The sequence below is a fragment of the Bacillus sp. FSL K6-2841 genome, assembly GCF_037976435.1.
Taxonomy (GTDB): domain Bacteria; phylum Bacillota; class Bacilli; order Bacillales; family Bacillaceae; genus Bacillus; species Bacillus pumilus.
In genome coordinates, this window is the sequence record NZ_CP150266.1 from 2,727,492 (window position 1) to 2,743,567 (window position 16,076).

The following is a 16,076-nucleotide window of genomic DNA, read 5'->3' on the forward strand; positions in this document are numbered from 1 at the left end:
TTCATTCTATCTTTATTATGATAAATTCCTATTTCCTAAAATTCAATCAATAATTGATATCTGTTGACATTTTGTCAACACGCCTTTATATTGGGTACGACTTCTTCTATAGAAGAGTTGATACATCATACAAAGGATGGCGTAAAATGGATACTAAAACAACTGAGCTTGGGCCTCTCTTAAAGGAAAGATTACAACAACGATCTCTATCTTTAAGAGAGCTCAGCACATACACAGAAATTGATAAAGCGACACTGTCTCGAATCATGAATGGAAAAAGAAAACCAACTTTGAATCATCTGCAACGACTTTCAGATTCTCTGAACCTATCATTAGATCAACTATTAGCTGCTGCTGGGTTTCCAACCAAAAACGAAAAGGTACATAGTGATACGTTCATACAAACGGTCGTAGAGATCGAAACAACACTGAAAGATCAGGAGGTCTACGACGGTACATTTAGTCAGACCAAATTGAAACAAAAGCTAAACGAATATGAGACCTATAGCCAAACAAACGAGGGAAAAGAAACGATATCGGCAAAGTTTGAGAAAAAGATGGAGGCGCTAAACGGCGTCGGGCCATTCCTTCAGCATTTGAATGACATGTACAGCTTATTTATGACCAGACGAGGTACTTCTCGAGAATTAATGCTGATGGGGGGCGCACTCCTTTATTTCATTATGCCTGTTGACTTAATACCAGATTATATTTTTCCGATCGGCTACATTGATGATGCTGCGGCTGTGAAAATAGTCATAGAGCAGCTGACAAATAGGTAACAGGAAAAGAAGCTATGAAAAAACAGTACAGCATTGACTTCATCCTTTTACTCACTGTGATTTGTTTATTTGTCATCAGCCTGATAGCTGTATATAGCGGATCGGGCCAGTATGAAACGCAGGACTTGTTTTATTTCGTCAAAAGACAAATCTTCTGGTATATCGTCGGCTTTGGTCTCATGGCAATAGCTGCATACTTTGATTATGAATTGCTTGAGCGGTTATCTTTTCGGTTATTTGCAGGTGGTATTTTCCTCATTATTCTTGTGCACTTTTTTGGAACGAGTCAAAACGGATCGCAAAGGTGGATCAGCTTCGGTTCAATCAAAGTTCAGCCATCAGAGTTCATGAAAATTTTTATGATATTGCTTCTAGCGGCTGTGCTGAACCAATACAAGCACCGGCGCTTTTCGTTTAAAGAAAGCATCATTCCTACAAGTAAAGTCGTTTGCTGGACCGTTGTCCCTTTTTTCCTCATCTTAATTCAGCCTGATTTAGGGACAGCGCTCGTGATATTATCTATCGCCTTTACACTGATGCTTGTGTCAGGGATTTCTAGCAAGATGATGGCCGCATTAACGGCTTCTTTTCTGGCACTTCTTTCATTTTTGGTCTACTTACACAACGAGCACTTTGAGCATTTCACAAAAATCATTAAGCCTCACCAGCTTGATCGCATTTATGGCTGGCTCTCTCCCGATGAATTTGATTCGACATACGGGTATCAGCTGAAACAATCGATGCTCGGCATTGGATCAGGTCAATTATCAGGAAGCGGTTTTAAAAAGGGGCATCAAGTACAAGGCGGTAATATCCCCGAAGCGCATACGGATTTTATATTTGCCGTCATTGGTGAGGAGTTTGGTTTTATCGGCGCTTCCCTTTTGATGTGTTTGTACTTAACGATGATTTATCGAATCATTCATGTCGCTATGCACGCGAATACGCTTTATGGCTTGTACATATGTGCAGGAGTCGTTGGGCTGATCGTGTTTCAAGTTTTCCAAAACGTAGGGATGACAGTCGGTTTAATGCCTGTGACGGGACTCGCGCTTCCTTTTATCAGCTATGGAGGCAGTGCGCTATTGACTAACATGATCGCCATTGGCCTCGTGTTTAGTGTCAATATCAGGTCATCATCCTATATGTTTGGAGACAATTGGAATTGAAGATGGTGGCATTTCTTCTATCTCATCTCAAAAGAGTCGACCTCGTTCTTGTTGGAACAATTGTATTCCTCAGTTTATTTGGCTTACTGATGGTGTACAGTGCAAGTTATCCTTTAGGAGAAGTGAAGTATGAGAAGGGCAGCTATTTCTTTATCAAACAATGGCAATGGCTCCTGATTGGGGGATTCTTTTTCTTCATTGCTGCTCTTTTCCCTTATCAGATTTATCGTAAATGGATGAAATGGCTTGTCATGCTGTCATTGCTATGTCTCATCCTAGTCCTGATTCCTGGAATCGGTGTTGTCAAAAACAATTCACAGCGGTGGATTCAGCTGGGTTCTCTAATGCTCCAACCATCTGAAGCTGTGAAACTAGTGATGGTGATTTATTTTGCCTATGTGTACGCGAAAAAACAGGCGTACATTACATCTTTTAAAAAAGGCGTACTGCCGCCACTCATCCTTTTAAGTCTTGTATTTTTATTAATCTTGAAACAGCCTGATTTAGGCACAGCTGTGTCTATTTTGTTGAGCTGCGGCATTATTTTATTGTGCGCTGGGCTGAAAACACGCCATCTCATTTTGCTAGGATCGACTGCCGCAGCGGGCATCACTTTTTTTGCAGTGACAGCTCCTTACCGTTTGAAGCGGCTGACTTCTTTTCGTGATCCTTTTCAGTATGAAGATGGAGATGGCTATCAGCTGATTCATTCTTATCTCGCAATGAATTCAGGCGGGCTGACAGGGAATGGCTTAGGTGGGAGCATTCAAAAGCTAGGCTTTCTTCCTGAAGCGCATACGGATTTTATTATGGCCATTATCAGTGAAGAGCTGGGCATTATGGGGATTTTGATTGTGATGGGCGCATATCTACTCATCATGTATCGCGCATTGCGAATTGTGCAGGCTTTACATGACCCTTTTGGAAAACTGTTAACGATTGGGCTTACGTTTCAAATCATGCTCCAAGCAGTCTTTAATTTAGGCGCTGTCTTTGGTCTTCTTCCGATCACAGGCATTCCGCTTCCCTTCATTAGTTATGGCGGCTCCTCCCTAGTGTTCATGATGATATCTGCTGGTATTCTCGTAAATCTTTCTTCATATGTAAAAAGGCATCCATATCGAGCGTATGCCAAATAGACACCTTCTGATGGAAGGTGTCTATTGATTTTATTCTTCTATTTGAGTATCAGCGATCTCTTTTTTTCTTGGCTGTTTGATTTCATTCGTTAGTTCTTGAATGCTTTGCTTCACATTACCTTTGCCGGAAAAGTTCTCAATAATTTCTTTGACATCAATTCCAGAGGATGCTTTCAGACTTTCTTGCAGACTGGACATGAGGTTTGTAGCATAGCCAGTGACTTTATTGGCACCGCTGCCTTCTCCGTTACCTCCCGTATCCACAACCGTAATTTTATCAATGTTAGAAAGTGGTGCAGATACTTGCTTCGCATATTCAGGAAGCATTTTCACAATCATATCAAGAATTGCTGCCTGACCATACTGTTCGAATGCTTCAGCGATTTTCTCTTTCGCTTCGGCTTCCGCAAGTCCTTTCAGTCTAATGACTTCGGCTTCCGTTTCCCCTTTTGCACGATCAGCTTCCGCTTTAGCAAGCCCGTCAATTCGGACTTTCTCAGCTTCTGCTTTTGCCATTGCTTCAATGCTGTATTTCTTGGCATCTGCTTCTGCGAGGCGTTTCGCTTTTTCCGCCGCAGCTGACTGCTCAACCGCATAACGATCCGCATCTGCTTTCTTTTTCACTTCAGAATCGTATTGACGCTCACGACGCTGAATCTCTTTTTCTTCTAATTCAATTTGCTTCTGACGTTCAATGATTTTTACTTGCATTTCTTGTTCAGTTACGTGCTGACGATTACGAGCTGTTTCAAGATCGTACGCTTGGTCGGCACTTGCTTTTGCTGTATCTTGTTCACGTCTGAATTCTGCTCTTTTCAGTTCATTGATCTTTTCTGCTTCAGCGATTTCAGTGGCACGCTCAAGCTCAGATTTCTTCGCATCTTTATCTGCTTCTGCACGTTTGATACGTGTTTCTTTATCTGCTTCTGCTGTTGCGATATCTGCATCGCGTTTCACTTGGGCAATTCTAGGTTTACCTAGTGATTCTAAATAGCCATTTTTATCACGGACATCTTTGATGGTAAACGATACAATGACAAGACCCATTTTCGCTAGATCTTGAGAAGCGACACGCTGTACTTCTTGAGAAAATTTCTCTCTGTTTTTATAAATCTCTTCAACTGTCATTGATCCTAAAATGGAGCGAAGGTGTCCTTCTAGTACTTCTCTCGCTTCGTTTTCGCGGTCTTCTTTTGTTTTACCTAAAAATTGCTCTGCAGCAGTAGCAATTTCTTCAATCGATCCGCCAATTTTAATGATGGCCGTTCCGTCCGCCATGACTGGTACACCTTGTTCAGTATAGACTTCAGGTGTTGAAACATCTAGCTTGCTAGATAGTAAGCTGAGCGGCTCTGCTTGTTGAAAAACAGGGAGTACAAAGGTACCTCCGCCTCTTACAATCTTAATCTTGTTTCCACCTTCATCCACGTGGACATTTTTACTTCCGAGATAGCTTCCTGTGACGATTAATGCTTCATCTGGACCAGCTGTCCGGTATTTCGAAACAAATACACCAATAAGTGCAATTAGAATCACAAGCACAATTCCAATGATAATTAAAATGGTTGTTCCTGGCATAGCATTCCCTCCTAGATTTCTTCATTTGGTATAACTGATAAGACGCCTTTGTTCACTTCAACGACCAGCACCCGGGTTCCATATGGAATCTCCTCTTCGTCGAAACTGACGGCAGGCTTTGAGATTTTCCCGCTATTACTAATTAACAGCACTTCTCCAAACCCGTCTTTTGGAACAGATACAATGATCTCCCCAGTTCTTCCTTTTAAGTCGGCCTCCGTATATGAGAGAGATTCTTCAGCAGAGGAAAGCGGGACTAAGACAAATACATTCAAACAGGTCACAAGAACCACTGCGAGGATGGCAGATAAAACTGCACCAAGTCCACTCCCTACAATTGCTGTCTTTTCAGAGATAAACCCTCCAGCCGAGAAAAAGGTAAGAAATGCGAGGATTAATGTTGGTTGAAGGAATGGAACAGGAATCGCTTCAAACAATCCATCAAATACATCGCCGAAAAAGACGAAAACAAGTGTCAGGATTCCTGATATCATCAATATGTATAAATATAGCGTCTGAAGTGGCAGCCCGAACACATCCATCTTCCTCACCCTTTCTTCATGAAATGAACAGTCTTTGTTTCATTTAGACCAAGCTCACCTCCAATGTATTCCTTCTAACAGGTAATACGAACCACTTTTGTAAAGGTTTCAAATTTCCTCACAATTCTTCACAGGAATTCACCGATAGCTCAAGAATGATTGTCATGTACCAGTATGTTAAAATTTGATCTTGAGGTGATGAAAATGAGTTTATTACATGATGCAAGACAAGAATTGTGGCAAGAGCTGCAAGGTTTGAACGAAGAACAATTGAATCAAAAATTATCTGATGATACTTGGAGTATTCAAGAGGTGGCAGATCATTTAAAGAAGATGGACCTCGTGGCAGCAAAACATCTAGCTGCTGAGGGGAAAAAAGCACCGATCAAAGAATATGAACCAAAACCGGTGGAAATGGCAGAGGATCGTTCGAAAAAAGCCACTGCGCCTAGTATTGTTGAGCCTGAGCGCAAGCATGTGACACCTACACATTTAAAGGATGAGCTCGATACAGCACGTGAGAAGCTCAATCAAATTTTATCAACATTTACTGAGGATGATTTCAAGCGCGTGATTGCACATCCTGTGTTTGAAGAATTATCCCTTAAGCAATATCTTGATTTTATCGGCGCACATGAAAAACGCCATATTCATCAAATCAAAGAAATTAAAGAACAGCTATAAGACATAAAAAGACTCCCTTTTGGGAGCCTTTTTTCATTGTTACACTGTTTTAGGCGTTAGATCAAAACAGCGAGCATAAATCCAGTTGTATGCTTTTTCGTTTAGATCTCTTGGGTTTCCAATTGTTTGCGGATCTTTCATTGCTTCTTTAGATAAGCGGTCAATCATATCTTTTGATACACCTTGTTCTTCTAATGAAGGAACTTCTAGGTCTTCCACTAAATCATACATCCAGTTCACAGCAGCTTTGGCTGCTTCCTCTGTTGACATTCGGCTAATATCAATCCCAAATGCTTGCGCAATACGAGCAAATTTTTCGGGATACCCTTTCCAGTTATACTCCATCACCGGTCCCATCATTGCTGCAACACACTGGCCGTGGGCTACAGGAATAATGCCTCCGAGTGTTTGACTCATCGCATGTGCAGCACCTGCTGATTCGCTTCCATAAGAAAGCCCGGCAAGCATTGCAGCTTGTGCCATTCCATATCTGGCTTCTAAGTCTTCGCCATCAGCAAAGGCACGGCGAATGTAATGAGCTGCATATTCAATGGCCATGAGCGCGACCGCATCTGTAATGGGCTGAGCAAATTTCATTGTATAGCATTCAATGGCGTGTGCAAGTGCATCAATTCCAGTCATTGCTGTCACATGAGGCGGCATGGATACATGAAGCTCTGGATCAATGACGGTGAGGTGAGCTGCAATGAGGGGGCCACCTGTGTTGAATTTGAATTCTCTTTCTTCATCTGTAATTACTGCCCACTGCGTCACTTCTGAACCTGTACCAGCCGTTGTTGGAATAGTAGTTAAAGGCGGGATTCTCTTTTCAAGCGTTTTTTTCCCCTCTGCCGCTTCGTAATCAAGGACTGAGCCTTCATGCGTCGCTTCTACACCGATCGCCTTTGCTGTATCCATTGAGCTTCCGCCGCCTACTGCGACTAATCCATTACAGCCTTCTTTTTCATATAACGCAGAGCCTTCATTCACTAAACGGACTGGCGGGTTTGGCTCTACTTTATCAAATAGCACCACATCGATTTGTGCTTCTTTTAATGAAGCAATCACTGGCTCTACCACACCCGCTTGGTAAATACCTGGGTCTGTTACAAGCAATACCTTTGAAACACCGTATGCTTTTACTTCTTCCCCAACATGTTTCACTGCACCGATGCCATGTTTAATGACAGTCGGAATTTCAAACGTATGGAATTTTTGCATGCTTTCAATTTTCATATTTAATGTCATAAAGAATCTCCTCCAAATGTGTGATTTTTATTGAAACCAGCGAATTGCTTCAGGTTTTGTATTACGATATACATGCTTCAGCTCCGTATATTCCTCGAGCCCGGTGCGTCCTAATTCACGTCCTAGACCTGATTGCTTATATCCACCCCAAGGAGCTTGAGCAAAATAAGGATGGAAATCATTGATCCAAACTGTGCCTAATCTTAATTGACGAGCGACTCTTTCAGCCTTGCTGATATCAGTAGACCACACGGCTCCTGCTAAACCATAAATCGTATCGTTTGCCAGTTCAATCACTTCTTCCTCTGTACGGAAGGATTCAACTGTCAATACTGGGCCAAAGACTTCTTCCTGAACAATCCGCATCTCTGACGTGCAGCCTGAGAAAATCGTTGGCAAGTAGAAGAACCCATTTGAAAGCTCCTCAGCGTCAGGTCTTTTTCCGCCTGTTTCTAATTTGGCGCCTTCATCTAACCCAATGCTGACGTATTTTTCTACTTTTTCTCGATGCTCAGCTGAGATGAGCGGTCCGCTCTGGGTTTCTTCATCAAAGCCGTTGCCTAGCTTGATTTTTTTCGTGCGCTTCACCAGTTCTTCTAAAAATTCATCATGAATGGATTCTTCCACTAGCAAACGTGAACCTGCTGAACACACTTGTCCCGCATGGAAAAACACAGCATTCATTGCCTGGTCAACCGCTACGTCTAAATCAGCATCTTGAAACACAATATTCGGATTTTTCCCGCCGAGCTCAAGGGCGATTTTCTTCACATTCCCACTGGCTCCCTGCATGATTTTCTTACCTGTTTCAATACCGCCTGTAAATGAAATCAAATCGACATGATCATTCACAGCAAGCTCATCACCAACCGTTGCACCTGGTCCAAGGACTAGGTTCGCAACCCCTGCTGGAATGCCTGCTTCTTCCATGAGTTTGAATACTTTGATCGTAGTAAGTGGTGTGATTTCACTTGGTTTTAATACGATTGTGTTCCCCGCTGCAAGAGCAGGTGCGATTTTCCAGCTTGCTTGAAGCAATGGATAGTTCCATGGAGTAATTTGCCCGCATACACCGACAGGCTCTCTGACCAATTCGCTTTTAGAGTTCTGAATTGGCGATGCAATGATTTCCCCGCCATCTTTGTCTGCAAGCCCTGCATAATATTGGAACACGTTCGCAATATCGTCCATATCAGCTTTGCTTTCCTCTACTGTTTTTCCAGTATCAAGCGATTCTAATTTGGCTAGTTCATCAAGATCACGCCTAATCAATTCAGCAATCTTAAACACCATATTTCCTCTTTCAAGTCCAGGCAAGTTTGCCCAATCACCTTGATCGAAGGCTTTTCTCGCTGCTTTAATGGCTAGCTGCGCGTCATTTCTTGATCCTTCACTAACTGTCGCGATCACTTCTTGATTAAATGGATTAATGATATCCCGCGTGTCGCCACTTTTGGCGCCAACCCATTGTCCATCTATAAATAGTGTTTGACTCATAGAAGGAACCTCCTCTGATTCTCTTTGATAAGTTTGTTAAATAAAAATTTAACGTTTTGAACATAATTAACGTATCATGTTCAAATTTTTCTGTCAAAGGGAGATATGCTTCATTTTCTTTTGACATTTTGCATTCTTTCGTTAACATATAGTCCATAAAGATTTTTTTGAACGTATTGAATTTTCTTAATAGAAAGCAGGGACAAGATGAAAAAGCAGGAACAGCCGCAAGCAGAAGAGCGTATTTTAGCTGCTAAAGATCTAGTCATTGATTCCATAGCTGAAACGATGGATCTCTATGGAATTACACGAAGTGCTGGTATTCTTTATGGGACCATGTATTTAAATGAAGAAATGACGCTGGATGAAATGCGTGAAGAGCTGCAAATGAGCAAACCAAGTATGAGTACAGGTGTGAAAAAACTGCAAGACATGAATATTGTCAAAAAGACCTTTCACCGAGGACGAAGAAAACATAGCTTTGTTGCTGAAAAGGACTTTTTTAAGTTTTTCATGAACTTCTTTCCGCAAAAATGGGAACGAGAGGTCGAGGTCAATTTAGCGGCGATTGAAGAAGCACAAGTGCGGCTTCAAGAGGTGGCTCGTGATGATCAGCTGGAGGAACATATAAGAGAGGAAGCGCAGCAGCTCATTGAGCAGCTTGAAAGTTCAAAAGCCTACTATGACTGGCTGAGACGCTTAGCAGACTCTGTTCATTCAGGGGAAATCTTTGACTATATCCCGATTGATCAGAAAGATAAATAGACAATGTGTGTGCGTTTTAAAGCTTGAATTTTACAGGAGGATTGATTATAATAAATTATGTCGTAATACATCGGGGCATTAGCTCAGCTGGGAGAGCGCTACGCTGGCAGCGTAGAGGTCAGCGGTTCGATCCCGCTATGCTCCATACGAAAAACCATTCTTGTGAAATCAAGGATGGTTTTTTTATGTATATATTTCTTACAGCTCTGTTTGTTCTTTGTTTTTTCTTAAGCCTAATATCTTTATGATGCGGTACGTAATCACAGAGACATAAGCTGTGATGAGAATGATTGTGTAAGACACAGGAAAATCGCTCGTCATTCCGTGATAAATGAAATAGATGAACAGCACTGACAGCATGATTACTTGAAACAGTTCCTTTTTCACTTTACTCTCCCCTCATGATCGTGATTTGGTCGATTATATCACAAATGATGTCATTTTTTGTTAGCTATCAGCAAGGGGAAAATCTATTCACCTGCTGATAGCCCTTTTTGAATGATCACTTTTTCAGCAATTGTTCCATTTTGTTCTTCGTCTTCGGACCATAAACCCCATCTGCCGCTAGACTATTCATGAGCTGGAACCGCTTGACCGCATTCGCTGTTTTTGGTCCATAATAGCCATCAACACCGTTGTTTTTTGCCCCTTTGTCTGGGTAAAAATAGAGGGAAGATAAGGCTTTTTGCACAGCTGTGACTTGTGCTCCTTTTGTTAGGGGCGTGGTTATTTTTAAGATGCCAGATGGCAGATTTGACGATTTCTGTTTGGAAACTGATGCTTTGTGACTCAAGCTCTCTGTTCGAACTGGCTTTCTTGTCCTTTTGCTGCCGGTATGGGCTGTGGCTATTCCAGCTTTAAATTGATCCCACCGTCCGAGCAATTTCCTTGGACATTCTTTCCCGCTCCAATGTTTATGTGGCACTACATTTGATAAAGGAATCCGTAAATCGCCCATTAGCTTTCGAATGAGCCATTGGGCGTTTTCGACTGCTTGTTCAAAGTTGCCGTCTGTATTTTCGCAAATTTCAATTCCGATTGATTTCATATTGCCATTGCCTCTTCCATCTCCTGCATGCCATCCATTCTCGGTTAACGGTAAATGCTGATAAATGACCTGATCGTCGACAGTGTAATGCCAGCTGACCCCAGTACTTGAACGCGCAACAAACGCAGCGTGACTCCCCGCATTTGCACCTTTTTCCGTGTTAGAGGTATTATGCACCGTAATATAGAGCGGCTTCATCGTATTTCCTGGTCTGTTGCGGTTGTGTTTTGGAATATAGGCTTGAATGATATTGACCATATTGTTTCTCCTTCAATGATTATTTGGTTAGCCCTCTTTGTTTCAGGGTATCTTTTTGTAATTGACCTTTGTAGGTCACATAATTGTTTTTAAACCAAGCGATAATGGCTGTCACCATCGTAAAAATGGTGGAACCTGCTACATATAGTGCCTCACCAGTGGTTTGTACTTGCTCCTCACTAATCGGCAGCACCGTCTGTCCAAACATGACAAGCGTTTGATTGATGAGTGCAATAAAAAGAAGCACTGTGCGAATGACAGTGCCTTTGTCGAATGTTTTCATGATGTTTCCTCCTATTTTAAATTCCGTTCAATTTTGTCGAGTTTGTCAATGACGACGTCATACTTTTCACTAAACTTTGCTAACACATCATTTTGCGCCTCGATTTGTTCGTTGAGCTTGTTTTCTCGTTCTTTTGTTGTGTTGAGAACATAAAACAGAATCCAGCAAAAGAGAACAGCAAATGGGCCCTGTGTCATTAAGTTTTGAACGACATCTACTTCCATTGGAATCACCTTCTTTCCTGCAAAAAAATAAAGCCATTAGGCTTCGTATATTTCTCCAGTTATATTTTGATAGTCATCTGCCGAGATCCAGCCAATGCTTACATAAAATGCAATGTCCTCTGAGTCGTAACACTGCCAGTCCCAGAATTGTTTGATATCCGCTACAGTCGGAAACATCATTCTGAAGCACCTACTTTTTGCATAGTTAATAGCTGCGTTAGTTGTTTTGATAATAAAGCATTTTGTTTCTTTAAAAGCTCAATATCACTTGGTGGGAGAGATGCTGGTTTTACGCTATCAATATACTCCTGTGTCGCTGATTCATACCATTGTTGTTTTTCCACATCAAATGCAGCTTTATAAAAAGAAGGATTATTGGGTGGTGCAATTGTTGTGCATTGATCTGGAATGACATAATTGCCTTCATCATCCCTTTCGAACACTTCGATAGGTCTGACCAATTCATTTTGATGATTGTATTCATAGGCTTGTATCATATTATCACTTCCTTAATTTAATGGGATGACCGTGTCTAAGTAGTAGCCAGTTACCGCACTATCATTTGCTGATAGTAAACCAGTTAGCTTTAGCTCTCCTGTCTTGTATATAAGTAATTTACTATGACCCGTTGTACCTGATACAGGAACTGATACTACTAGGCCTTTATCTGGTAAACCCCCAGCTGGAATCCATCCACAAATGACTTCTCTGTTTGCTTTTAGGTGACCCCTCATCAATAATAAATTTCCCCATTTCACATATTCAACTGGTCTATCCCCTATAGAAGAACTTTTGTCTAAGGTCACACTAAGCCACGTGACATTTTCAAACTCAGCATTGGTCACTAGCTGTTTCCAGCCTCTGAAAATCCCATCTGTATGAGTCGTTCCGTACCAATGGCTGTTATCGTAGCTTCGACTCACATGAAATGTTTTGCGGTTATTTCCCGTTTCTACAATATCTACATTAAACCACGAAGCATCGGTCGTCGTTGGCATATTCACTGCATTCGTTCCAGAGACATAATAAAAACCAGAGGGCAGGGTGAGTATATCTGTACCAGTAGGAATAAGCATTCTATTTCCATTCGCCTTCAATAACGGATGCTCGTTCAACCTCTTCCAGCCGCTCCATTCTTGCTGAGTACCCGAAACATCTGTCGTGGAACGATTGATGTACACATCACCTGTATTATTTGCCCCAATAATCCAGCCATAGGTATTTTCACTAAAGACTGATAAGGCTCTCATTGAACTTCTTGTCGGAAGGTCGGGGTGTGCTTCATGGATATACCAAGAATGCACGCCCGGTAATTTGATGAGTTTATCCAAAATACTAGGATCGTTCGCATTAATTCTTTCGTATGCTTTTCCATCGTCAGCGGTAATTTTAGATAGTTGTCCTGCGTTCCATTTGTTTTTTTCGTTTTGACTAGGCATTTGCAGCCAGTTCATCGCAATGTCATTCACATGATAGGAAAAACAAAATGCATTGCCTGATGTGTCAATTGCGATTCCTACGCCAATATTATTTTGACCAACAAGCTGAAAACCTCTTAAGGCAGCATTACCTATAGCAGGAGAATCAACTACGCCAGAACCGCCGGGGGCATAGAAGGAGCATGCACCTAACGATTTAATCACGTTATAAATACTGCCTCCAGCTGGAATATTGACCAGCTGGGATCCGTTATCATTTGTCATTTTATATAACTGAGATTGGTTCCATTTCTGCTTTTCCGCTTTAGATGCATGAGAATTTGCATCATTTTCGTGTTGATTGATTTGTTCTAATAGTCCTGCATCATTTTCAAGAATAACCTTTACCATGTCATTAAACAGATCTGCATGGGCTTTATCACTTGTTTTGAAAGTAAGTGGTGTCTTTATCTCCATGTGATTCTCCTTTCACATTGTTTATGAAATTATCTTGTACTGAACTTAAATCCAAATGTAATAAACTCAGTAGGATTGGCATTATTTGAAGAAGATTGCACACTTACATTCCCATTCTTATCTATTAAGGTTCGATGGAATTGAGGTACTCCTGGTGTCCCTATACTCGAAGCGATACCCACAAAATGCATCGCCTGCTGTGGTCGATATCCTTCAGGCAAAATAAACACTGGGTTATTTCCTAAAACCCCACCTTTGATAGCACCTATTATCTCAACTTCCCCCAACAGATTCTTTCGATATTTCACTGGCAAATTAATAGGGTCATATTCCTTCCAATCGCCTTTAATCTCTTTAGGTGTTTCCCAAGAACCTTCTAATAGATCTGATAGCGTGATTTGCTTCTCCCATGGTGTCCATGATTGTGCATTGTGTCTAAGAACTCTAAAGTATGTGTTTTTTCCATAAACAGATTCGTATGCTATTTGCACCAATGTAGTGCCATAACTAATCACCAACAAAAACACTCGATCATAAGAAGGCGATGGACCGTTTACTCCAGTATTATATATAAGGTACATTCCTGTCTCAGTAAGAGTATTGTAGTCTGTCTCGCTAGCAAACCCATGATAAAAGGGCTTTCCATTATCTTGGGTGATTTTTACTAATTGACCATTATCCCATCTATTTCTATCTCTTACCGTAGGCAGCTTTGTCCAAGTAATCGACATATGTCCGGCTTCGTAATAGAAAAAATAAGCATTACCTGAACTATCAACCGCAAAACCAGAGCCCACATTATCTTGACCTACTGTCTGCAGCCCTCTGATTGAGACATTTGGTGAAGCCGGAGAATCCTCCACACCAGCAGCTGCATAAAAAGTACATGTTCCTTTATCTTTTATCGCATCAAATATTCTGCCGTCAGCAGATACATTAATCAGCTGTCTTCCACTATCTGCTGTGATCTTATAGTTTTGTGAATTATTCCATTTCTTCTTTTCTGTTTCAGATGCGTGTACTTTTGCATCATTTGTATGTTTTAAGAACTGCTCTATTAATCCATGATCATTTTCAAGAAGTACTTTGACCATGTCATTAAACAAATCAGCATGTGCTTTATCATTTACTTCAAAAGGCTTTGGTTCTTTTATTTCCATTCAGTTTTCACTCCCTAGCTTTGATGCTTGGTTCCATTTCTTGCAGCTGCTCTAGAGTAAGCATCCTTTGCTCATATCCTGTTTTTAAATCCTCCATTGAACAATCGCCTAGTTCCACTGCTTGTTTGACCAATTCAGGGGTCACCCATTTAAAATACAATGCCATCACCCAATAATTCATGATTCACGCTCTCCTTTATATAAAAGGATCTCATTTTTTAGCGCTGTTATTTCATTGGTTAAATGCTCACATTGATGTTCAAGCTGTTTTCTCATGAGCTTTTCTTTGGCTACTTCTTGTGCTAGATAATCAAGCGGAAGAGGTGGTTGATACCTTGGATTGATTTGAGATTCGTCCCACCATTCCTTCAATTCTTCTGCCGTTGGCTTTGGCACACCTAAATGCCACTCGTTGATATACGAACCGTCCCCGTCATTTCTAAGTTCAAAGTCCTTTTGCGGATCAGCATCGGGGTATTTATACTTAATGGCTTCATATAAAATCATAGAATCCTCCTATTCTCTCGGGAAATTTCTGCCGCCTACTTCTGTAATATCAAAATAGTTGTACCAGCCTGAATTATCTGATACATAACGACTTACATCTCCGTCATATCCTACATACATGTAAATTTCTAAATAATCCCCTTTATTAGCCGGTACATTCGCAGCACCATAAAGTCCCATACTAAAGCTCAACGTATCAGACGGGCTTGTCGGACTCTGTCTTTGATGTGCAATATTTTTATACCTTCTTCCATTTAAATAGATCGATAATTCAAAGTTTGCGTATCGTTGAAAGGTTTCAATATAAACACCTGCATTCACTGAATACATTCCGTTTTCAGGGCAGATGAAACGATTATTTTTGATATCAAAATTATTATGACTGTCTTTTATCTTTCGATTAAAAAGAATTTTTTGATACTCACCTTTGGTTAATAACTGCTTCCCGGTTGTACCAATGTTTGTGTGAAGAAAACCAGAGAGTTTATGCCAGTCGGTCCAACCCGATCCAGTCCACCAATGACGGCACCACGTACCTGTGCTATCAAAATAACTTCCCGCTTCATTTCCAGTCCCATAGTAATATTGAACAAATCGAAAGTTACTATATTTTTCATTTTTCACAAAGCCAAATCTCGTAGGATATCCGGTATCATTCGCTTGTCCAATATCCATGAACGTAATGCCATTAGGATATTCCTCACCACTGACTGATGCATCTTGAATGGCTTGATCGCCTGTTAGTTTAAATAAGCTTTCATTGGTGATTCCTTCTATTTGCAGCCTGAGCGCATTGTCATTCTCTACTAGTGTGTCGACCATCCGGTTAAATAAGCTGGCATGTGCTTTGTCTGAGGTTTCAAACGGTAAAGGTGATTTGATGTCCATTTCATTCCCCTCCATTAATAAATATCATCAATCTCAAAAACAAATTCGATGTCGCCGTCTTTTTGTTTGTCTGTCATGGTGCGGATGGCGGTGAATTTGCCGGCTTCGTCGACAAGTGCTAGTTCGTTGATGACTTCTCCTGCAAGTTCTCCTTCGGCGATCGTGCAGGTGTAGCGGATTTTGGCTGGTTCCATGAAGATAAACGAATCAATCTCTTTTTGGACGAGTTCTTTTTTGAGTTTTTGTTCAGTGCCGTCTAGTGAAATCGGTTTGCCATCCTTCGTTCCGCCATTTCCAAATGCCATTTTAACGACTTTTGTGAGTTTTGTTCCTTCTGCTCTTGCCTTTGCCATTTGTTGACGTGCATATAATGTTGTTACGGTTAATTGATCAGCCATTGTGATCCTCC

21 protein-coding genes and 1 tRNA gene are annotated in these 16,076 nt (G+C 41.2%); 6 read left to right on the forward strand and 16 right to left on the reverse strand.

The window, feature by feature from the left end; genetic code table 11:
• The first annotated feature begins 146 nt into the window (after positions 1 to 146).
• The 3 genes from MHH68_RS13960 to ftsW are packed head-to-tail and all read left to right on the forward strand — an operon-like array spanning position 147 to position 3,090.
• Positions 147 to 782, forward strand: a complete 636-nt coding sequence (locus tag MHH68_RS13960) for a DUF1232 domain-containing protein (RefSeq protein WP_339163621.1) — start codon at positions 147 to 149, stop codon at positions 780 to 782.
• A 14-nt stretch (positions 783 to 796) separates the two neighbouring features.
• Positions 797 to 1,951 carry a rod shape-determining protein RodA gene (gene rodA, locus MHH68_RS13965; protein ID WP_339163623.1) on the forward strand — a complete coding sequence of 385 codons (1,155 nt, stop codon included), beginning with the start codon at positions 797 to 799 and terminating at the stop codon, positions 1,949 to 1,951.
• Positions 1,948 to 3,090 carry a putative lipid II flippase FtsW gene (gene ftsW / locus MHH68_RS13970; RefSeq protein ID WP_180310300.1) on the forward strand — a complete coding sequence of 381 codons (1,143 nt, stop codon included), beginning with the start codon at positions 1,948 to 1,950 and terminating at the stop codon, positions 3,088 to 3,090. Before rodA ends, ftsW begins: the two co-directional genes overlap by 4 nt.
• Before the next feature lie 30 nt (positions 3,091 to 3,120).
• Here the strand turns inward: ftsW and MHH68_RS13975 are convergent, their stop codons facing one another.
• Together MHH68_RS13975 and MHH68_RS13980 are read right to left on the reverse strand one after the other, a co-directional pair.
• The gene (locus tag MHH68_RS13975) at positions 3,121 to 4,668 is read right to left on the reverse strand and encodes a flotillin family protein (protein WP_003213366.1); all 1,548 of its coding nucleotides are present in this window, start codon (positions 4,666 to 4,668) and stop codon (positions 3,121 to 3,123) included.
• Positions 4,669 to 4,679: 11 nt separating this feature from the next.
• Complete coding sequence (locus MHH68_RS13980; RefSeq protein ID WP_034620073.1) at positions 4,680 to 5,210, reverse strand: hypothetical protein; 531 nt, start codon at positions 5,208 to 5,210, stop codon at positions 4,680 to 4,682.
• Positions 5,211 to 5,414: 204 nt separating this feature from the next.
• Between MHH68_RS13980 and MHH68_RS13985 the strand changes: the two genes are divergently transcribed.
• Positions 5,415 to 5,894 carry a DinB family protein gene (locus MHH68_RS13985; RefSeq protein WP_199800809.1) on the forward strand — a complete coding sequence of 160 codons (480 nt, stop codon included), beginning with the start codon at positions 5,415 to 5,417 and terminating at the stop codon, positions 5,892 to 5,894.
• Between the two features lie 39 nt (positions 5,895 to 5,933).
• Here the strand turns inward: MHH68_RS13985 and MHH68_RS13990 are convergent, their stop codons facing one another.
• Positions 5,934 to 7,142: an iron-containing alcohol dehydrogenase gene (locus tag MHH68_RS13990; protein WP_339163627.1), complete on the reverse strand. Its 1,209-nt coding sequence runs from the start codon at positions 7,140 to 7,142 to the stop codon at positions 5,934 to 5,936.
• A 27-nt stretch (positions 7,143 to 7,169) separates the two neighbouring features.
• Entirely contained in the window at positions 7,170 to 8,639 is a 1,470-nt protein-coding gene (gene betB / locus MHH68_RS13995) for a betaine-aldehyde dehydrogenase (protein ID WP_339163629.1), read from the reverse strand.
• A gap of 207 nt (positions 8,640 to 8,846) precedes the next feature.
• Between betB and MHH68_RS14000 the strand changes: the two genes are divergently transcribed.
• Both MHH68_RS14000 and MHH68_RS14005 read left to right on the forward strand, forming a co-directional pair.
• Positions 8,847 to 9,404 (forward strand): GbsR/MarR family transcriptional regulator, encoded by a 558-nt coding sequence (locus MHH68_RS14000; RefSeq protein WP_044140749.1) that lies wholly within the window; start codon positions 8,847 to 8,849, stop codon positions 9,402 to 9,404.
• A 72-nt stretch (positions 9,405 to 9,476) separates the two neighbouring features.
• A tRNA-Ala gene (locus MHH68_RS14005) sits at positions 9,477 to 9,549 on the forward strand.
• 53 nt (positions 9,550 to 9,602) lie between these two features.
• On the opposite strand, the gene MHH68_RS14010 is transcribed toward MHH68_RS14005, so the two are convergent.
• The 12 genes from MHH68_RS14010 to MHH68_RS14065 form a co-directional block, all read right to left on the reverse strand.
• Positions 9,603 to 9,791: a hypothetical protein gene (locus MHH68_RS14010; protein ID WP_058013859.1), complete on the reverse strand. Its 189-nt coding sequence runs from the start codon at positions 9,789 to 9,791 to the stop codon at positions 9,603 to 9,605.
• A 115-nt stretch (positions 9,792 to 9,906) separates the two neighbouring features.
• The gene (locus tag MHH68_RS14015) at positions 9,907 to 10,710 is read right to left on the reverse strand and encodes an N-acetylmuramoyl-L-alanine amidase (RefSeq protein ID WP_339163632.1); all 804 of its coding nucleotides are present in this window, start codon (positions 10,708 to 10,710) and stop codon (positions 9,907 to 9,909) included.
• 19 nt (positions 10,711 to 10,729) lie between these two features.
• Positions 10,730 to 10,993: a phage holin gene (locus tag MHH68_RS14020; RefSeq protein WP_339163634.1), complete on the reverse strand. Its 264-nt coding sequence runs from the start codon at positions 10,991 to 10,993 to the stop codon at positions 10,730 to 10,732.
• An 11-nt stretch (positions 10,994 to 11,004) separates the two neighbouring features.
• Positions 11,005 to 11,217, reverse strand: coding sequence for a BhlA/UviB family holin-like peptide (locus MHH68_RS14025; RefSeq protein ID WP_017367922.1), 213 nt, complete (start codon positions 11,215 to 11,217; stop codon positions 11,005 to 11,007).
• A 36-nt stretch (positions 11,218 to 11,253) separates the two neighbouring features.
• Positions 11,254 to 11,397 (reverse strand): XkdX family protein, encoded by a 144-nt coding sequence (locus tag MHH68_RS14030; RefSeq protein ID WP_186306804.1) that lies wholly within the window; start codon positions 11,395 to 11,397, stop codon positions 11,254 to 11,256.
• A complete protein-coding gene (locus tag MHH68_RS14035; protein WP_339163636.1) occupies positions 11,394 to 11,714 on the reverse strand; it encodes a hypothetical protein in 321 nt (106 codons plus the stop codon). Before MHH68_RS14035 ends, MHH68_RS14030 begins: the two co-directional genes overlap by 4 nt.
• Positions 11,715 to 11,726: 12 nt before the next feature.
• Complete coding sequence (locus MHH68_RS14040; protein ID WP_339163638.1) at positions 11,727 to 13,112, reverse strand: hypothetical protein; 1,386 nt, start codon at positions 13,110 to 13,112, stop codon at positions 11,727 to 11,729.
• A 29-nt stretch (positions 13,113 to 13,141) separates the two neighbouring features.
• Positions 13,142 to 14,272, reverse strand: a complete 1,131-nt coding sequence (locus MHH68_RS14045) for a pyocin knob domain-containing protein (RefSeq protein WP_339163639.1) — start codon at positions 14,270 to 14,272, stop codon at positions 13,142 to 13,144.
• Positions 14,273 to 14,279: 7 nt separating this feature from the next.
• Positions 14,280 to 14,453 (reverse strand): hypothetical protein, encoded by a 174-nt coding sequence (locus tag MHH68_RS14050; RefSeq protein WP_003212881.1) that lies wholly within the window; start codon positions 14,451 to 14,453, stop codon positions 14,280 to 14,282.
• Positions 14,450 to 14,779: an XkdW family protein gene (locus tag MHH68_RS14055; RefSeq protein ID WP_339163641.1), complete on the reverse strand. Its 330-nt coding sequence runs from the start codon at positions 14,777 to 14,779 to the stop codon at positions 14,450 to 14,452. Before MHH68_RS14055 ends, MHH68_RS14050 begins: the two co-directional genes overlap by 4 nt.
• Positions 14,780 to 14,788: 9 nt before the next feature.
• The gene (locus MHH68_RS14060) at positions 14,789 to 15,667 is read right to left on the reverse strand and encodes a hypothetical protein (RefSeq protein ID WP_339163642.1); all 879 of its coding nucleotides are present in this window, start codon (positions 15,665 to 15,667) and stop codon (positions 14,789 to 14,791) included.
• 14 nt (positions 15,668 to 15,681) lie between these two features.
• A complete protein-coding gene (locus tag MHH68_RS14065) occupies positions 15,682 to 16,065 on the reverse strand; it encodes a phage tail protein (RefSeq protein ID WP_169055572.1) in 384 nt (127 codons plus the stop codon).
• Between the last annotated feature and the right edge of the window lie 11 nt (positions 16,066 to 16,076).